The 16,504-nt window shown below is 65.2% G+C and carries 15 protein-coding genes and 1 pseudogene; 11 read left to right on the top strand and 5 right to left on the bottom strand.

The window, feature by feature from the left end:
* Positions 1-171 precede the first annotated feature (171 nt).
* Together VD811_05315 and VD811_05310 are read right to left on the bottom strand one after the other, a co-directional pair.
* Positions 172-1,194 carry a hypothetical protein gene (locus tag VD811_05315; GenBank protein HXV20396.1) on the bottom strand — a complete coding sequence of 341 codons (1,023 nt, stop codon included), beginning with the start codon at positions 1,192-1,194 and terminating at the stop codon, positions 172-174.
* Between the two features lie 229 nt (positions 1,195-1,423).
* A complete protein-coding gene (locus tag VD811_05310; protein ID HXV20395.1) occupies positions 1,424-2,281 on the bottom strand; it encodes a prohibitin family protein in 858 nt (285 codons plus the stop codon).
* Between the two features lie 698 nt (positions 2,282-2,979).
* Between VD811_05310 and VD811_05305 the strand changes: the two genes are divergently transcribed.
* Both VD811_05305 and VD811_05300 read left to right on the top strand, forming a co-directional pair.
* Positions 2,980-3,207, top strand: a complete 228-nt coding sequence (locus VD811_05305; protein ID HXV20394.1) for a hypothetical protein — start codon at positions 2,980-2,982, stop codon at positions 3,205-3,207.
* A 205-nt stretch (positions 3,208-3,412) separates the two neighbouring features.
* Positions 3,413-3,958, top strand: a pseudogene (locus tag VD811_05300) (DsbA family protein).
* A 9-nt stretch (positions 3,959-3,967) separates the two neighbouring features.
* Here VD811_05300 and VD811_05295 read toward each other — a convergent pair.
* Complete coding sequence (locus VD811_05295; protein HXV20393.1) at positions 3,968-5,488, bottom strand: hypothetical protein; 1,521 nt, start codon at positions 5,486-5,488, stop codon at positions 3,968-3,970.
* Between the two features lie 202 nt (positions 5,489-5,690).
* Between VD811_05295 and VD811_05290 the strand changes: the two genes are divergently transcribed.
* The 9 genes from VD811_05290 (at position 5,691) to VD811_05250 (ending at position 15,106) form a co-directional block, all read left to right on the top strand.
* Positions 5,691-6,344, top strand: coding sequence for a class I SAM-dependent methyltransferase (locus VD811_05290; GenBank protein HXV20392.1), 654 nt, complete (start codon positions 5,691-5,693; stop codon positions 6,342-6,344).
* 227 nt (positions 6,345-6,571) lie between these two features.
* Positions 6,572-11,131 (top strand): glutamate synthase-related protein, encoded by a 4,560-nt coding sequence (locus VD811_05285; GenBank protein HXV20391.1) that lies wholly within the window; start codon positions 6,572-6,574, stop codon positions 11,129-11,131.
* A gap of 104 nt (positions 11,132-11,235) precedes the next feature.
* Complete coding sequence (locus VD811_05280; GenBank protein HXV20390.1) at positions 11,236-11,394, top strand: rubredoxin; 159 nt, start codon at positions 11,236-11,238, stop codon at positions 11,392-11,394.
* Positions 11,395-11,407: 13 nt separating this feature from the next.
* Positions 11,408-11,599: a ferredoxin gene (locus VD811_05275; GenBank protein HXV20389.1), complete on the top strand. Its 192-nt coding sequence runs from the start codon at positions 11,408-11,410 to the stop codon at positions 11,597-11,599.
* Between the two features lie 8 nt (positions 11,600-11,607).
* Positions 11,608-12,336: a lipoyl(octanoyl) transferase LipB gene (gene lipB / locus VD811_05270; GenBank protein HXV20388.1), complete on the top strand. Its 729-nt coding sequence runs from the start codon at positions 11,608-11,610 to the stop codon at positions 12,334-12,336.
* Positions 12,296-13,174 carry a lipoyl synthase gene (gene lipA / locus VD811_05265; GenBank protein HXV20387.1) on the top strand — a complete coding sequence of 293 codons (879 nt, stop codon included), beginning with the start codon at positions 12,296-12,298 and terminating at the stop codon, positions 13,172-13,174. Before lipB ends, lipA begins: the two co-directional genes overlap by 41 nt.
* Positions 13,164-14,123 (top strand): thioredoxin-disulfide reductase, encoded by a 960-nt coding sequence (gene trxB / locus VD811_05260; protein ID HXV20386.1) that lies wholly within the window; start codon positions 13,164-13,166, stop codon positions 14,121-14,123. Before lipA ends, trxB begins: the two co-directional genes overlap by 11 nt.
* Positions 14,120-14,524, top strand: a complete 405-nt coding sequence (locus tag VD811_05255) for a pyridoxamine 5'-phosphate oxidase family protein (protein ID HXV20385.1) — start codon at positions 14,120-14,122, stop codon at positions 14,522-14,524. Before trxB ends, VD811_05255 begins: the two co-directional genes overlap by 4 nt.
* Before the next feature lie 39 nt (positions 14,525-14,563).
* The gene (locus VD811_05250) at positions 14,564-15,106 is read left to right on the top strand and encodes a hemerythrin domain-containing protein (GenBank protein HXV20384.1); all 543 of its coding nucleotides are present in this window, start codon (positions 14,564-14,566) and stop codon (positions 15,104-15,106) included.
* Positions 15,107-15,245: 139 nt separating this feature from the next.
* On the opposite strand, the gene VD811_05245 is transcribed toward VD811_05250, so the two are convergent.
* Both VD811_05245 and VD811_05240 read right to left on the bottom strand, forming a co-directional pair.
* Complete coding sequence (locus tag VD811_05245) at positions 15,246-15,446, bottom strand: hypothetical protein (GenBank protein HXV20383.1); 201 nt, start codon at positions 15,444-15,446, stop codon at positions 15,246-15,248.
* 433 nt (positions 15,447-15,879) lie between these two features.
* Positions 15,880-16,504, bottom strand: a 625-nt coding sequence (locus tag VD811_05240; GenBank protein ID HXV20382.1) for a 2-oxo acid dehydrogenase subunit E2, incomplete at its 5' end; no start/stop codon positions are given.

Raw genomic sequence — 16,504 nt, 5'->3', positions numbered from 1 at the left:
CTTGTCCCGGAATTCCACTGCCCCTCACGCTTGACCATGGAGAACAATGAGGGACGGGCTGGTTTATTTCCGCCTGTCCCTCTTCTCGATTTCTCCTGTCCTGCTCAGATCATTCATCCACAAAAGAGGATTGCCCTGTCGCTCAGAACGGTTGTGGAATGTTGAATGATTTCAGAATTTGAATATGCCCAGGCCATCCGGAGAGGAAAAATAACATACTCCCTTATGGGAAAAAATCTGACTGGCTTTTTCTCCGTAGGAAGTTAGGTACGCCGCCCCCATAAAGGTTAAGTAGTTTTGTGCGAATTTGTATTTCGCAATTTTTTCGCCGTCGATCAGGATATGGCAAGTATCGATCCCGTCGAAGGCAAAATCGAAATATTCACCGTCGATGGTGTCTTCCAAGACCTCGATGGCGGGGTTCTCAGGAACCGAAACGTCGACCCTTGCGATCTTCGATTTCCCTGCGAATTTGGATGGCCCGGCCAGATAGAGCTTGCTGCCGTAGCAATAGACTTTTTGCGCTTTCGCAAGATCCGGGTTGGTGATTTTCGTTACATTGCCAAGGTTCATGGGGTCAATAAAGAGGTAGCCACCTTCGGTGCTGACGAAAAAGCCGTTCATGGTGGCGACCATCCCGATAGTCTGGGTCCCGGATGAAATGGTCTGGCTCGGGGTTGGAGTGGCGGGGTTGGAGATATCGTACAACCGGAGATCGGTGCTGGTCGCGACAAGAAGCCAGTTGCCTGTCGCGCTCGCTTTTACAGCACCAGGTACCTGCAGGAGGAAATCCCGCTTGAATACAGGAGGGTTAACCGTGGATACCCCAGTCACATTAGACTCGATAGTGGCGACAGCCCAATCAGGACCGTAGGAGAGGTCGGCGATGCTGAAACTACCTTGTGTGGAAACCCCCAAGTCTGCCGTACCCAGGTTCAACAGCCGGTCGGGATTCTGACTGTCCTGCTGGTAAAAAACCAGATGCCCCACCCAACTAACGGCTTGTCCAGTTTCGGTCAGGACGGCCATATCTTGTCCCTGCCCTTCGATGGCGAGAGCCCGCACCGAGAGAGTATCCATCTGCATCCGTACAGGCCCCCCGCCAGAGCCGGAGCCGTCGCCACCGCACGCCGATAAAAGAAAACCGACCAGAGCCAGAAGCAGCACCCTAAAAAAAATTGACAACTCTTTCATGTAGGTCTCCTCTCGTTAGTAAAACGTTTCTGCCGGATTGCACTGCAAACCGGGGTGCCGCAGGAACGCAAAACCGCCCTGGCCAGACACTCCGGCCTGTTGAATCTCAAAACTACACTTCGGACACTCCACCATTCCCCCTCGCCAACCAAAAAAGAATCTTCTGAAAATTCCGGGGCGAGCGGATGCGCAGCACCCGCGGCCTTCAAAAGCTGGCTCCCCTATTCCCCTATTTCACCGCGCCGGGAACCTGAATGAAGGGGATGGCGCCGCCGGTCATATAGGTCGGAAGCTGGCCGTCCCACTTCTCGATCGCCCGGCGCTGGTTCTCTACCTCGCGCAGGCGCAGCAGTTCGCTCGTCACCTCCTGCTTCTGCATCGCCAGCGACTTGGCCTCGGCCTCGGCGGAGGCGATCTTCTGCTCCGCCTCCACCCTGATGCGCTGGAGGTCGCGCTCGGCCTTGAGCTTGAGCTGCTCGGCGGTGGTCTTGGCTTCGATCGCTTCGTTGAACGACTTGGAAAACTGGAAGTTGACGATGGAAAATTCGTCGATGATCACATCGTGCTTCACCAGCCGCTCGTTGAGAGCCAGGCGGATGGCGTCGCGCACCTCCGGCCGCTTGGTGATCAGCTCTTCGGCGGTGTAGCGGGCGGTGGCGGCCTTGACCGCCTCCTGCACCGCCGGCAGGATCAGGCGCGACTCGACTGCGTCGAGGTTGCCGACGCTGCGGAAGATGTCGGCGACGCGCTCGGGTTTGAGGTGAAAGTTCACCGCCACCTTGGTGTGCACCACCTGCAGGTCCTTGGAGGCGGCTTCGCCTTCTCCTTCGCCCTTCTGGATGCGCACGTCGACCAAGTGCATCTTCTGGGCGATCGGCCAGCGCCAGTGGATCCCCTCGGCGTAGACGGTAAGGTCGACCTTGCCGAAGGTGGTCAGCACCCCCCGGTTGCCGGCCGGGACTACCGCGAAGGGGGCGGCAATCCACAGAACGAGCAGGAGGAAGAAGCCCGCGAACAGCTTGGGCACCAGCGTTCTTGCATTTCCGGAAAATTTGCCGGCTATGTTCTGCGTGCTGAATTCCGTCATGGCTGCGAATCCTTTGTGGAATGTGTGGTTGTGGTCCTGACAGGGAACAGGCAAATTCGATAAAGCGAGCTCAGGCGGGTTCGGGGTGCAGCGTCAGCGGGCTTCCCGGACGAACACAAAAAAACCGCCTGCCGGCATCTGGCCGTACAAGCGGTCCGAATTTTCCATGCTTCGCCCCAGACTCATCCCACCCTCCAAAACAATGCAGAAAGATTACAATCCATCCATAAAGCCTGTCAAAGAAAAACTGGCAACGAGGGCGAATGGGACATTCTATCTTGTCCCCTCCCACGTTTCGGTTTTCACCGCGCCGTACAGGCCTTGGGTAAAGGTAAGGCTGTCAAATTTCCGTCCGTCTTTGCCATTTTCCGTCACTACCGGCTATCCCAGCTCAGCCATAACCAGGTATCGTTCGGTCCCCTTGTACAACGCACAGAGACAAAACACCGCCACGAAACTCCGAAGGATCATGACACCTCCTTCTGAAAGCATTCAATTGTTTAGTGCAGATAGCGTGGCAAGCAAAAACCAGGCACGGGTTTTCTGGAAAGGGATTCACCCGGTCGCCGACTGTCGAAAGTCCCAACGAGTTGTCAGGAATGCCGACCTCCGCTGTGTGCCCAACTGTTCAATTTAATGAATTTTTTTGGTTCGCTTTTTGGTACGGGTAGTGCAGCTTAAAAGGTACGAGGCAGAAGATGGACATCAATCAAAGGGAGGCCATCCGCTGCCAACGAAAAAGCCTGGTTGCCTGGAAGGGAGGAAGGAGCATGAAATGGCCTGATCAGTTTTTCCAGCGATGGCTGACGGCCGATTATTTTGAAAGAATGTCGAAATTCCTGACCCAGGACCTTATCCCCACTGTGCTGATGATTCTTTTTCTGGCCGCCGGCATGGTGTTGGTCAATGTGCTGTTAGCGACCTGAAAAGCGCTTTTCCCTGCTTGCCCCGCCCCGGCCGCAACCCGGCCTGAAGGGGACACTCCTGACCCTGCACCTTCAACCTCCCCCTCCCGCGCTTGCCCCATCCCGCAATCCAGCTACAATCAAACCAAATCAGCCGCGGAGGTGAGTCATGCCCGAAACGCCCGTCGTCGAGGTCTTTTTCGACTATATCTGACCCTGGTGCTATCTCGGTACCGTGCGTACCGATCGCCTGCTGCGCGAATACAGGGTCGAACTGCGCTGGACCGTTTTTCCGCTCCACCCGGAAACGCCGGAAGAAGGGATGGAACTGGCCGAGCTCTTCGCCGGCCGGGAGGAGGAGATAAAGGCCACGCAAGTAAGGCTGCGCCAGTTGGCCGAAGCCGAAGGTCTGCCGTTTTCGGAGCGGTCCCGCACCTCTAACACCCGGCGGGCCCAGGAGCTGGGCAAATGGGCGGAAGCGCAGGGCAAGGGAGACCCTTTCCGGCGGGCGGTGTACCGGGCGTATTTCGTCGAGGGACGGAACATCGCGCGGGTGGACGAGCTCGTGCCGATCGTCGAGGCCATCGGCCTGTCGGGGGAAGAGGCGCGGGCGGTTCTCGCTGCGGGGAGCTTTGCCGCGGCGGTCGATGCCGACTGGCAGCGGGCCGGGAAACTGGGAGTCACCGCGGTCCCGACCCACTTTTGTGCCGGCAGAAGGCTCGTCGGGTTCGGTCCCTACGAGGATTTCGTACACCTCATCGAGCGGGGATGAAGTGCGCGGTCAGGGGCCGCCGATGAACCTGGCGAGATCTGCCTTCAGCCGGGCCAGGGAAGGCTCGTGCAGGTAAGGCATGTGTCCGGTCTCGTAACGGGCCAGATGGAGGTTGCCGCGCAGGGCCGAGTCGAGATCGAGATGATCGAGGGTGTACTCGATGCTGGCCAGGGAGGTGGCGAGGTCGTAATGGCCGGCGGCGACGAAGAGGCGTAGCAGCGGGCGGCGGGTGAGGGCCCGGGAGAGCCGCTCGCCCATGTCAAGATAGCGGTTCTCGTACCGGCCCCAGTCCCAGGGGCGCACCTCCTCGGCGATGACCTCATAGGGGAGGTCGCTCTCGTATCCCAGCTCCCTGTCGACGTAGTCCTTGAGGGCGGCGCTGAAGACCCCATGGATCGCCGCATAGGAGGGATCGTAGCTGGAGGCGTGGGCGGCCGGGTCCTCGGCGATGCCGGTGAAGCGGCTGTCGAAGCGGCCGACCACCCTCCCCTGCGCGCGTAGCAGCTCGGCGGTGAAGCGGGAGACCGGAAGGCGCAGGCGGGCGCGCGCCAATAGCTCGGGGGAGAGGCCGGTGAGCCGGGCCGCCTCTGCCGCGACCCGCCGCCGCTCCGCCTCCGGCAGGGCGTCCCCCTGCAGCAGGGCCTGGGCGTAGGGGCCGAGGGCGAACGCCCTGGCCGTCGCCAGGAGCTGCGGCAGTTCCAGGCGCTGCAGGTCCTCGGGCAGCAGCCGGTGATACCAGGCCGTGGCGGCATAGGCGGGGAGATAGAGGATGTACGGCAGGTCGTTGCCGGAGTCGAAGGAGATGGCCTGGAAGTTCAGGGCCGGAGAGACCAGGATGAGGCCGTTCAGGTCCATACCCTGCTTCTCCTGCAGGTGTTCGGCCAGCCCGGCGGCCCGGGTGGCGCCGTAGCTCTCGCCGATGACGTACTTGGGGGAGGCCCAGCGGCCGTTGCGGGTGATCCAGAGGCGGATGAACTCGGCCACCGACTCGATGTCCTTCTCCACCTCGTGGAACTGCTTGGGGTCCTCCCCGGGCGCCGCCCGGCTGAAGCCGGTGGTCACCGGGTCGATGAAGACCAGGTCGGTGAGGTCGAGAATTGAATGCTCGTTGTTCTGCAGGCGGTACGGCGGCGGCTCCGGCACCGCCTCCTCTCCCAGCATCACCCGCCGCGGCCCTAGCGCCCCGAGATGGAGCCAGACCGAGGAGGAGCCGGGGCCGCCGTTGAAGGCGAAGGCGACCGGCCTGGCGGCCATCTCGCCGGCACCGTCGCGGCTGTAGGCGATGAAGAAGATCGAAGCCTTGGGCTTCCCTTCCCTGTCCTTGAGCAGGAGCGTTCCGGCCGTGGCGGTGTACTCGATGCGGCGGCCGGCGATGGTGGCCGTCCCCCGGCTTTTTCGCAGCGTCTCCGCCGGCGCCGCCTTTTCGGCTTCGGCCTTCTGTTCCGCCGCCTTCTTCTCCTCTGCACCACCGGCCGCCGGCCACAGCAACAGGCCAAGGAGCAAAATCCGGCCTACCTGCTTCCACTTCATTCGCAACCTCCCGCTCAGGACTCTCTCCGGTCTCCCCTGGAGCCTAACCGGAAACGGAGTGAATGCAAGGGACGAGCGCCATCCGCCGGCATCGAACCGGGCTCGCCGGCACCTTCGCCCCTCCCGGTCCGACGCTCCTCCCCTTGCCGACCCGGCCATCCTTGGATATGCTCGTCATAACCTCAACATGAGGAGAGTGCGCATGCCCAAGACGGAACCGTTCGAGAAGCACGTCGACCGCTACGAGCAGTGGTTTCTGGATAATCCCCTCGCCTATGTCTCGGAGATCAAGGCGATACAGGCCCTGCTGCCGAAGAGCGGTGAGGGGGTGGAAATCGGGGTGGGGACCGGGCGCTTCGCGGCTCCCCTGAAGATCCGGCACGGGGTGGAGCCGGCGGCCCAGATGGCGGCGCTCGCCCGCAAGCGGGGGGTGGAGGTGAGCGAAGGGACGGCGGAGAGGCTCCCCTTCGACGACGGGCGCTTCGACTTCGCCCTGATGGTGACCACCCTCTGCTTCGTCGACGATCCGCAGGCCGCCCTGCGGGAGGCGCGCCGGGTCCTGAAGCCGGGTGGCGTCCTGGTGGTCGGACTCATCGACCGGGCTAGCCCGCTGGGGAAGAGCATTCAAAAGCAGAAAGGGGAGAGCCTCTTTTACCGCGAGGCGACCTTCCACTCGGCCGCCGAGGTGGTGGAGATGCTGAAGGGCGCCGGGTTCGCCGAATTCGCCTTCACCCAGACCCTCTTCCGCCCGCTGGCGGCGATCGAGGGGGCGGAACCGGTCCGCGAGGGACACGGCAAAGGCTCCTTCGTAGCGATCCGCGGCAAAATTTCCTCTCCGCAGATTCACGCAGATTGACGCAGATAAAGGGGTCGTTTGCCTCTGGTTCCGGACCGGGTAGAATTAATTCTAATGACGGCACTTCCTCACGCGAAGGCCGCGAAGGAATACAAAGACCTATGGACAGCCAGACGGCTTCCAAGCGGGCGATGCCTGGGTTTGATAACAATTTGAATCTACTTCGCGTTCTTCGCGTCTTCGCGTGAGACGGCTTTTTCCATGTCCCCTGTTTCCCAGGTGCCCCGATGACGAATCCCTTCCTGAAGCCTCTTCGCGACGACCCCTCCGGCCTGATGCCCGCCGAGCGCGACGCCTGCGCCATCATCGGCTATTTCAACAAGGCCGGCCGCCCCACCCATGGCAACGTGCAGCGCACCATCGAGGCACTGGTCAAGATGGGGCACCGTGCCGGGGAGATCGGCGGCGAGGGAGACGGCTGCGGGGTGCTGACCGACATCCCCCGTCTGCTCTGGCGCGAAGTGCTGGCCGGGGCGGGGCGCCCGCCGGAGACGGCCGAGTCGGCCGGATTCGCCCTCGGCCACCTGCTCGTTCCCCAGGAGGCCCTGGCTGCCGACCCGGCGTTGCCCGAGCGTATCCTCGAGCGTTTTCGCGCCGCCGGCGCCGAGATCCTCATCGAGCGCCCCGGCCCGGTCCGCAGCGAAGTCCTCTCCTCCATGGCGCGCTCGGCCGAGCCCCTCTTCTGGCAGATCGCCCTGCATTTTTCCCAGCCGGCGAAAATCGAGGAGCGCCTCTACGACCTGCAGCTCGCCATCGAACTCGACTTTCCTCCGGTGCATGTCGCCTCACTCTCCGCCCATGTCGCCGCCTACAAGGTGCACGGCGCCCCGGAGATCCTCAACCGCTACTACCCCGAACTCAAGCGCCGGGACTTTCTCTCGGCGGCCACCATCGGCCACAGCCGGTTCTCCACCAACACCCTGCCGACGGTGCTGCGCGCCCAGCCCTTTTCCCTGCTCGGCCACAACGGCGAGATCAACACCATTGCCCGGCTGCGCGAGGAGGCGCTCATGCTGGGGATTCCCCTGCCGCCGGGCGGGAGCGACTCGCAGGACCTCAACCGCACCCTGGAGGGGCTGATCCGCCGCTTCGGCCTGACCCTCTTCGAGGCGATGGAGATGGTCTTTCCGCCCATCGTCAGCGAGACGGAGAAGATGGCGCCGGAGCCGGCCTCGATGTACGACTTCTTCCGCCGCTTCCTCACCGCCAGCGCCCAGGGGCCGGCGGCCATCATCGCCCGGCACCGCGACGCCTGCATCTTCTCCGTCGATGCCATGGGCCTGCGCCCCCTGTGGTTCGGGGAAACCGACAAGGAGTACTTCGCCTCCTCCGAGGTCGGGGTCGTCCCCCAGGAAGAGATTCTCGCCGACCCCAAGCCGCTCGCCCCGGGCGAGAAGCTCGGCCTGCGTCTGCTCCCCGGCCGCAAGGCCCAGCTCCTCGAGCACCCGGCGCTGCAGCGGGAGAACCTCGCCCGCTTTCGCCGCCGCACTTCCTTGGCGGCGCACAGCCAGTCGCTGATCAAAGCCCCGCCGGGCCCTGCCGCCCCGCCCCGCGAGGCCGCTGACTTTGGCCGCAGCGCCGCCCTGCTGACCGACAACCTGCTTGCCGCCTTCGGTTGGCAGGGGAGTGATGTGCGCAACCTGAAGGAGGCCGCCCGCTCCGGCGCCGACCCGATCGCCTCCCTCGGCTATGACGGCCCGCTGGCGGCCCTCGCCCTCGGCCGGCAGAACCTTTCCGACTATTTCAAGGAGCAGGTGGCGGTGGTGACCAACCCGGCCATCGACCGGGAGCGGGAGACCGAGCACTTCTCCACCCGCGTCACCCTCGGCGCCCGCCCGAACCTGCGCGGCCCGGCACGGCGCGCCGTTCGCCTGGAGGTGCCGCTGCTGACCGGCGGCCGGCGCCTCGGCGAAAACGCGGCCGATGCGCCGGTCGCGGCAGGCCTCGGCAGCTGCACCCTGGAGGCGCTGCTGGACGCCTTCGGCCCTGCCGGGCAAAAGGGGGTGCGCACCCTCTCCTGCACCCTGCGGCGCGGCGAGACTATCCCCGCCGCACTGGAGAGACTCGCCCGCGAGGCGCGCACAGCCGCCGGCCGCGGCGCGGCCCTGCTGCTGCTCGACGACAGCCGCGCCTTCGGCCCGGGGCAGGACTTTCTCGACCCATTCCTGGCGGTGGCGGCCCTGCACCGGGCGCTCAAGACCGAAGCGGACGGCCGGGGCGAAAGCCGGCGCCGGCGGGTATCGCTCGTGGTCCGTTCCGGCGCGCTGCGCAACCTGCACGACCTGATCTTTGCCCTCGGCATGGGGGCCGACGCCCTCTGCCCCTACCTCATGTGGGAGCAGGCCGCCGAGGAGGAGAACGGGCTGCGGAACCTCCTGCCGGTCCTCGCCAGGGGGCTGGAGAAGGTCATCTCCACCATGGGGACCCACGAGATCGGCGGCTACGGCAAGTATTTCGCCGCCATCGGCCTGGCCCCGGAGCTGGCGCAGTTCTTCGAGACCCCGAACTTCTGCGGCAGCGCCGCCGGGGGTCTGACCTTCGCCCGCCTCGAAGCCGACCACCGCGAGCGGCGCGCCGACGCCCGCCGCAAGGAGCGGCAGCCGGTTCCGGTCCCCTTCCGCCTCTACCCGCGCATCTGGAAGATGGTCGGGGCGGTGGCCAAGATGGAGGAGAGCTACGCCGACCTCTCCCGCCTGATCCGCCAGCTCGAAGTCGAGCACCCCCTGGCCCTCCGCCATCTGCTCGACTTCCGTTTCCCCGAGGAGCTCGCCGTCGACCCCGAGGAGGTCGACGCCTCGGTCGGCGGCCACAGCCTGCCGATCCTCTTCTCCGCCATGAGCTTCGGCTCGCAGGGGGAGACCCCCTTCCGCATCTACGCCGAAGCGGCCAAAAGGCTCAACATCATCTGCATGAACGGCGAGGGGGGGGAAATTGCCGACATGCTCGGCAAATATCGGGCGAATCGCGGCCAGCAGGTCGCTTCGGGGCGCTTCGGCGTCCACATGCAGCTGCTCAACTCGGCCGACTTCCTCGAGATCAAGATCGGCCAGGGGGCCAAGCCGGGCGAGGGGGGGCACCTGCCGGGTTTCAAGGTGACGGCCAAGATCGCCGCGGCGCGCAGCGCCGCACCGGGGGTCCCTCTCATCTCCCCCTCCAACAACCACGACCTCTACTCCATCGAGGACCTGGCACAGATCATCGAGGAACTGCGCACCGCCAACCCCCGCGCCCGCATCTCGGTCAAGGTGCCGGCGGTGGCCGGCATCGGCACCATCGCCCTGGGGATCACCAAGGCCGGCGCCGACATCATCACCATCAGCGGCTACGACGGCGGCACCGGCGCCGCCCGCAAGCACGCCATCAAGTTCGTCGGCCTGCCGGCCGAGATCGGCGTGCGCGAGGCGCACCGGGCCCTCGCCGCCGCCGGCCTGCGGCATCGGGTGGAGATCTGGGCCGACGGCGGCGCCCGCACCGGGCGGGACGTGGTCAAGCTGATGCTGCTCGGGGCCAACCGGGTCGGCTTCGGCACCATGGCGATGGTGGTGGTCGGCTGCACCGCCTGCCGCGGCTGCCACCTCGACACCTGCCACGTCGGCATCGCCACCCAGATCGAAACCATCGAGGAGGCGCAGCGACGCGGCCTGAAGCGTTTCGTGCCGCGCGTGCTGGAGAACGGCATCATCTACGAGACGACCTTCTTCCGCGCCCTGGGCCAGGAAATCCGCGCCCTGACCGCCCGGCTCGGCGTCCGGCGCGCCCAGGATCTGGTCGGCCGCGCCGACCTGCTGGTGCAGGCGCGCGGCCTGGAGCGCCTCGACCTCGGCGATCTGCTCGCACCCGCCGCAGGGAGCGGCGCCCGGGCGGCCGAGAAGAAGGTGCGGATCATCCGCAAGCCGCTCAACTACCTCACCTCGCTCATCGCGCAGCTGGTCACCGACGCCTTCGACGGCGGCGACGACCGGGTCCGCTATGACGACTTCAGCGCCTCGAGCTCCGACCGGGCGATCGGCACCACCCTGGCGGGGGCGATGACGCGCGGCCTGGCCGAGGGACGCTACGGCGAGGAGAAGCGGGTGCTGCTCCACTTCAAGCGCGACTCCATCCCCGGCAACGGCCTGGGAGCCTTCAACATCCCGCCCATCCACATCCGGGTCGAGGGGGGTGCCCAGGACGGCGTCGGCAAGGGGGCCGGCGGCGGCAAGATCGTCGTCCTCAAGGGGGAGAACCGCAACGGCCTGCGCGTCGGCGGCGCCGTCGGCAAGGGGCTCGCCTACGGCGCCCAGGGGGGGACCTTCCTCATCCAGGGGGACGCCGACAGCCGGGCCTGCATCCGTCTCTCGGGAGCCGATGTCGTCCTCGGCGGCCGCATCCGCCAGCCGCTCGCCGCCGACCAGGTCCACCTGGCCGCCGGCGCCAATCTCAAGGGATTCGCCTTCGAGTACATGACCGCCGGCCGGGTGGTCGTGCTGGGAGATCCCGGACCCTGGCTCTGCTCGGGAATGACCGGCGGGACGGTCTACTGCCACCTCGACACCGGGATGGGGCTGACCCGGGAGGCGCTGCGCCGGCGGCTGGCCCGCGGCGCCGAGGTCGAGATCCGCGACCTCGAGGAGGAGGACGTCGCCGCCATCGGCGAACTGCTGCTGCAGTACCACCGGGAGCTGCTCCACTCGCACCAGACCGAAGAAGCCGACTGGGTGGAGCAGGTCCTCGCCGCCTGCCGCACCCGCTTCGTCAAGATCGTTCCGGAACGGACGGCGGTGCGGCCGCCGGTCGCCACGGAATAATCAGGACGGGAGCTGAATCGCTCTCTTGCCAGCGCGAAGAAATCGTCTAGAATGGATGGGCCGTTTACCGGCCGGACATTAATCGAAAAAACACGGAGGAACCGATGGACAAGTACCGCTGCATGATCTGCGACTATATCTACGACCCCGCCGAAGGCGACCCGGGCAACGGCGTCGCTGCCGGCACAGCCTTTGCCGACATTCCGGACGATTGGGTCTGCCCGCTGTGCGGCGCCGACAAGAGCAACTTCGAAAAAATCTGAACAGGAGAGAGTCATGGCGAAGAAACCGTACGTCGACCAGGATGTCTGCATCAGCTGCAATCTCTGCGTCGACACCGTCCCCGAGGTGTTCCGCATGAACGAGGACGGCCTCGCCGAAGTTTACGATGCGGCCGGCGCCTCCGAGGACAAGATTCAGGAAGCGATCGACACCTGCCCGGTGGCCTGCATCCACTGGGAGGACTGATCCGGAGGATGAACGACAGCGGCCAGACCGTTGCCCCGGCCGCCGTCAGCGAGAGCCGTTTTCGCACCCTGCGGCCCGGTTCCCTCGCCTACCGCAGCGCCCTCGCCCTGCAGGAAACCCTGCTCGAACGACGGCGGCGGGAAGCAGAGGACATCCTCATTCTCCTGCAACACCCGCCGGTCGTCACCCTCGGCCGGGGCGCCAGTGAGGCGAACCTGCTGCTGCCCGCCGCCGAACTGGCCCGCCGCGGCATCGATCTGGAGCGGGTCGGCCGCGGCGGCGACGTCACCTTCCACGGCCCGGGGCAGTTGGTGGGATACCCCATCATCGACCTGGAGCCGCGGGGACGCGACCTCCACCGGTATCTGCGGCTGCTGGAGGCAACCCTCATCGACGCTCTCGCCGCCTTCGGCCTGGTCGGGGAGCGCATCGCCGGCAAGACCGGGGTCTGGGTGGCGGGAGAGAAGATCGCCTCGATCGGCGTCGGCGTGCGCCGCTGGGTCAGCTGGCACGGCTTCGCCCTGAACGTCGCCGCCGACCTCTCGGGCTTTGCCGCCATTGTCCCCTGCGGCCTGCCGGGTGTCCGCATGACCTCGCTGGAGCGCCTGCTCGGTCAGCCGGTTCCGCTGCCGCAGGTGGAAGAGGAAATCATCCGTTCCTTTGCCAAAGTTTTTGTCAGCCGATACGTAGGAGAGTATGTCGCCATCCGACCAGAAGAGAAAGCCCGACTGGCTTAAGGTCCGCTTCCCCGGCGGCCCGAACTACGCCCGCATCGACCGGTATCACCGGCAGCAGGGACTGCATTCGGTCTGCCGCAGCGCCGCCTGCCCCAATCAGGGGGAGTGCTGGAACCGCGGCACCGCCACCTTCATGATCCTCGGCGACCGCTGCACGCGCAGCTGCCGCTTCTGCAATGTGCAGGACGGAGCGCCGCTGCCGCCCGACCCGCAGGAACCCCTCAAGGTGGCCCGGGCAGTGGCCGAGCTGGGGCTGAAGCATGCCGTCGTCACCTCGGTCACCCGCGACGACCTCGCCGACGGCGGCGCCGCCCAGTTCGCCCGTCTCACGGAGGCGATCCGCCTGGCCGCTCCCGGCTGCCGGGTGGAGCTGCTGATCCCCGACCTCGGCGGCAGCCGCCAGGCGCTGGCGACCATCCTCGCCGCCGGCCCCGACATCCTCGGCCACAACCTGGAGACCGTCCCCCGGCTCTATCCGGCGGTGCGCCAGGAGGCCGTCTACGAGCGCTCCCTGCAGCTGCTGGCCGACGCCCGGGAGCTGGCGCCGCAGATCCCGACCAAATCCGGGCTGATGCTCGGCCTGGGCGAGGAGCGCACGGAGCTGCTGGCGGTGCTCGCCGACCTGCGGCGGGTCGGCTGTTCCCTGCTCACCCTCGGCCAGTACCTTTCCCCGACCCGCGGCCACCATCCGGTTGCGCGCTACCTGCCGCCGGAAGAATTTGCGGCACTGCGCGGCGAAGCCCTGGCCCTCGGCTTCCGCCACGTCGAGGCGGGACCGCTGGTCCGCTCCTCCTACCACGCCGAGGAGCAGTTCGCGGAGGCCGCCCATGGCCGATAAGGAATGCCTCTACCGGCACCTCATCGTCGGCGGCGGCCCGGGGGGGCTGACCGCAGCCATCTACGCCGCCCGCAGCAACTGCTGCCCGCTGATCATTCAGGGCCCGCAGCCGGGCGGCCAGCTGACCACCACGACAACCGTCGACAACTACCCCGGCTTCCCCGAGGGAATCGAGGGCCCCGATCTGATGACGCGCATGGAGCAGCAGGCCCGCCGCTTCGGCACCAACTTCGTCACCGGCGAAGTGGCCCGGGTCGATCTCGCTGCCAGCCCCTTCAAGGTCTGGGTCGGCGACGACGTCTACCGCAGCCGCACACTGATCATCTCCACCGGCGCCTCGCCGAAGATGCTGAACCTGCCCAACGAGTGGGAGCTGATGGGGCGGGGGGTTTCGGTCTGCGCCACCTGCGACGCCTTCTTCTACCGCGGCAAGGAGGTGGTGGTGGTCGGTGGCGGCGATACCGCCATGGAGGAGGCCTCGCTGCTGGCCCGCTTCGCTCTCCGGGTGACAGTCGTGCATCGCCGCGACACCCTGCGCGCCACCACCATTCTGCAGGACCGGGCAAAAGAAAACCCGCGCATCGCCTTCCGCTGGAACACCATGGTCACGGCCATTCTCGGCGACCAGAGCAGCGGCGTCACCGGCGTCCGTCTGCAGGACGTGGAGAGCGGCGCCGAAGAGGAATTCGCCTGCCACGGCCTCTTCATCGCCATCGGCCACACCCCCAACACCGCCCTGTTCAAAGGACAGCTGGAGCTCGACGACAACGGCTACATCGTCACCCGCAACGGCACCGAAACCAGCGTGGCCGGCGTATTCGCCGCCGGGGATGTGCAGGACCCGCACTACCGCCAGGCGGTCACCGCCGCCGGCACCGGCTGCATGGCCGCCATCCAGGCGGAGCGCTACCTGGAGGCTTGCGAAGAACAAGGAGTCTGTCCGACATGATCTCGAAAAAGCTGAAAAAATTCATCGAAGAGACCAACCTGGCCTTCGTCGCTTCCGCCGACCAGCGGTCACGGCCGCATCTGGCCGCCAGCCGGGGGCTCAAGGTGCCCGATGCCGAGCACGTCGTCTTCGAGGCCTGGTTCTGCCGCCAAACCCTGGAGAATGTAGCCGAGGTGCCCCGGGTGGCGGTGGCGGTCATCGATGCCGCCAGCGGCGGCGGCTACCAGCTCGTCGGCACGGTGGAAAAGGTCATCCCCATCGGAATCCTCGACGGTTTTGCCCCCGAGGTCGAGGCGCCGGGCACCCCGCAGGTGGAGTCGCGCATGCTGGTAAGGGTGGAAGAGGTCATGGAGTTCTCCACCGGCGCCCACACCGACCACCCCATCACCCCGAACTCCTGAGGCGACGGCCATACGCCGCACATCGACCGGAGAAGGGCCATGCAACCGATTGCAGTATTGATGGAAGAGCACCGGCTCATCGAGCGGATGATGGCCTTGCTGCGCCGGGAGGCGCAGCGGATCGAGGCGGGGAACGAGGTCGACCTTTCCCTCATCGACCAGGCGGTCGACTTCATCCGCATGTACGCCGACAAGACCCATCATGCCAAGGAGGAGAACATCCTGTTCCGGGATGCCGCCGGCAAGGACCTCGCCGCGGACCACCGCACGCTGCTGCAGGAGCTTCTCGACGAGCACAACCACGGCCGTCGCAACGTCGGGGAACTGGCCGAAGCGAGCAAGCAGGCGGCGCAGGGTTCGGCGGCCGCCCGCCGAACCATCCTGGAGAAGCTGACCCTGCTGCCCGATCTCTACCGGGAACACATCCGCAAAGAGGACCACGTCTTCTTCCCGGCGGCCATGGGGTACTTCAGCCAGAAGGAGATGAAGGCGATGCTCGGGGAATTCTGGGAGGCGGACCGGAAGATGATCCACCTGAAATACGGATCGGTGGTGGGGGATCTGGAAGGCTCCGGGCACTAGTCGCCGGCGCACGCTTTTTCTACGATTCAGTGCGCCGGGATAATGTTTCCGGGTTTGTGGGCCAAAGGGAGAACTTCAGCGAGAATGTTGCAATACTGCCCCCCATCCCTGATGGTTCGGGGGAAATCGACATGGCAAGTCAACCGCGCACCAGCACCAAGTCGGCCTCTACCTCGTCCGTCTGCAACCCGACCCCTTCCACCTCCACACGGCGAGTAACCGACACCTTCTGGCCGTGGCTCGCAAGCTCCATGAAGTACCGACTGGCACTAAGGCTATCCTCGAAACATTCCTCGTTTACACAGATGATTGTTTTAAGGAAGATTTTTTGCTTTCTCATGGCCACTCTCCTTTTCCTGCCCTCGGCCACCATTTCCAAAATCTATTCTTTTATAAGTATTTTACGATTTCTGCCGCCGGGAACAATGGGGAAATCCCCGATTCGGGGGTAGCAAAAAGCGCAATAACGCCCGCCTTCTTCATTAAAATGACAAGGCAGGCACTGAAGCGCCCGTGCCTGGATTCCCTTTCGGTCTCCAGCTTCCGGAACGGGAGTATAACGAGGTGGGATTGACCGGATGTTTTCGCATTCGGGGTGAGTGTTCATTCAGGGGATGCCGGCGAAAAAACCGGTTTGTCGACACCCGCCCGCGCTAACCCTCCGTCTGCCGAAAAGGAGCCGACAAGGGATCGGCCGCCACCGAAAAGTCCTCAAGCAGCCATGGGATGCTGATGCCGTGGGGGATGCTCCTGACGGTCCTATCCCCCACTCTTCACAACTCCAGCAGCATCTCGTCCGGCTCTTCGACGAACTCCTTGATCCGCTTGAGGAAGCTGACCGCCTCGCGGCCGTCGATGAGGCGGTGGTCGTAGGAGAGGGCGAGGTACATCATCGGCCGGATGACGATTTCGCCGTCGCGGGCGACGGGGCGCTCCTGGATGGCGTGCATGCCGAGGATGGCGCTCTGCGGGGGATTGAGGATCGGCGTACTGAGCAGCGAGCCGTAGACCCCGCCGTTGGTGATCGAGAAGGTCCCCCCTTCGAGGTCGGCGAGGTCGAGCTTGTTCTGCTCGATCTTCTCGACGAAGTCGCGGATCGCCTGCTCGATTTCGGCAAAGCTGAGGCGGTCGGCATCACGGATGACCGGCACCACCAGCCCCTTCTCGGCGCCGACGGCGATGCCTATGTCGTAGAACTGCTGGTAGACGATGTCGTCGCCGTCGATGCGGGCGTTGACCTGGGGGAATTCCTTGAGCGCCTCGGCGCTCGCCTTGACGAAGAAGGACATGAAGCCGAGCGGTACGCCGTGGCGCTGCTTGAACTCTTCGCCGTGCTTCTTGCGCAGCGCGAGCACCCGGCTCAGGTCCGCCTCGTTGAAGGAGGTGAGCATGGCCGTC

This window comes from Desulfuromonadales bacterium, assembly GCA_035620395.1.
Lineage (GTDB): Bacteria > Desulfobacterota > Desulfuromonadia > Desulfuromonadales > DASPGW01 > DASPGW01.
The sequence above is the reverse complement of the archived record's forward strand: the minus strand, read 5'-3'. Positions and strand labels throughout refer to the sequence as shown.

What these genes read in the sequence shown, in the direction of transcription:
- VD811_05315 (HXV20396.1), bottom strand. Translation starts at nt 1,194, where the DNA reads ATGAAAGAGTTGTCAATTTTTTTTAGGGTGCTGCTTCTGGCTCTGGTC.
- VD811_05295 (HXV20393.1), bottom strand. Translation starts at nt 5,488, where the DNA reads ATGAAGTGGAAGCAGGTAGGCCGGATTTTGCTCCTTGGCCTGTTGCTG.
- VD811_05245 (HXV20383.1), bottom strand. Translation starts at nt 15,446, where the DNA reads ATGAGAAAGCAAAAAATCTTCCTTAAAACAATCATCTGTGTAAACGAG.
- VD811_05255 (HXV20385.1), top strand. Translation starts at nt 14,120, where the DNA reads ATGATCTCGAAAAAGCTGAAAAAATTCATCGAAGAGACCAACCTGGCC.
- lipA (HXV20387.1), top strand. Translation starts at nt 12,296, where the DNA reads ATGTCGCCATCCGACCAGAAGAGAAAGCCCGACTGGCTTAAGGTCCGC.
- VD811_05250 (HXV20384.1), top strand. Translation starts at nt 14,564, where the DNA reads ATGCAACCGATTGCAGTATTGATGGAAGAGCACCGGCTCATCGAGCGG.
- VD811_05280 (HXV20390.1), top strand. Translation starts at nt 11,236, where the DNA reads ATGGACAAGTACCGCTGCATGATCTGCGACTATATCTACGACCCCGCC.
- VD811_05310 (HXV20395.1), bottom strand. Translation starts at nt 2,281, where the DNA reads ATGACGGAATTCAGCACGCAGAACATAGCCGGCAAATTTTCCGGAAAT.
- VD811_05285 (HXV20391.1), top strand. Translation starts at nt 6,572, where the DNA reads ATGACGAATCCCTTCCTGAAGCCTCTTCGCGACGACCCCTCCGGCCTG.
- lipB (HXV20388.1), top strand. Translation starts at nt 11,608, where the DNA reads ATGAACGACAGCGGCCAGACCGTTGCCCCGGCCGCCGTCAGCGAGAGC.
- trxB (HXV20386.1), top strand. Translation starts at nt 13,164, where the DNA reads ATGGCCGATAAGGAATGCCTCTACCGGCACCTCATCGTCGGCGGCGGC.
- VD811_05305 (HXV20394.1), top strand. Translation starts at nt 2,980, where the DNA reads ATGGACATCAATCAAAGGGAGGCCATCCGCTGCCAACGAAAAAGCCTG.
- VD811_05275 (HXV20389.1), top strand. Translation starts at nt 11,408, where the DNA reads ATGGCGAAGAAACCGTACGTCGACCAGGATGTCTGCATCAGCTGCAAT.
- VD811_05290 (HXV20392.1), top strand. Translation starts at nt 5,691, where the DNA reads ATGCCCAAGACGGAACCGTTCGAGAAGCACGTCGACCGCTACGAGCAG.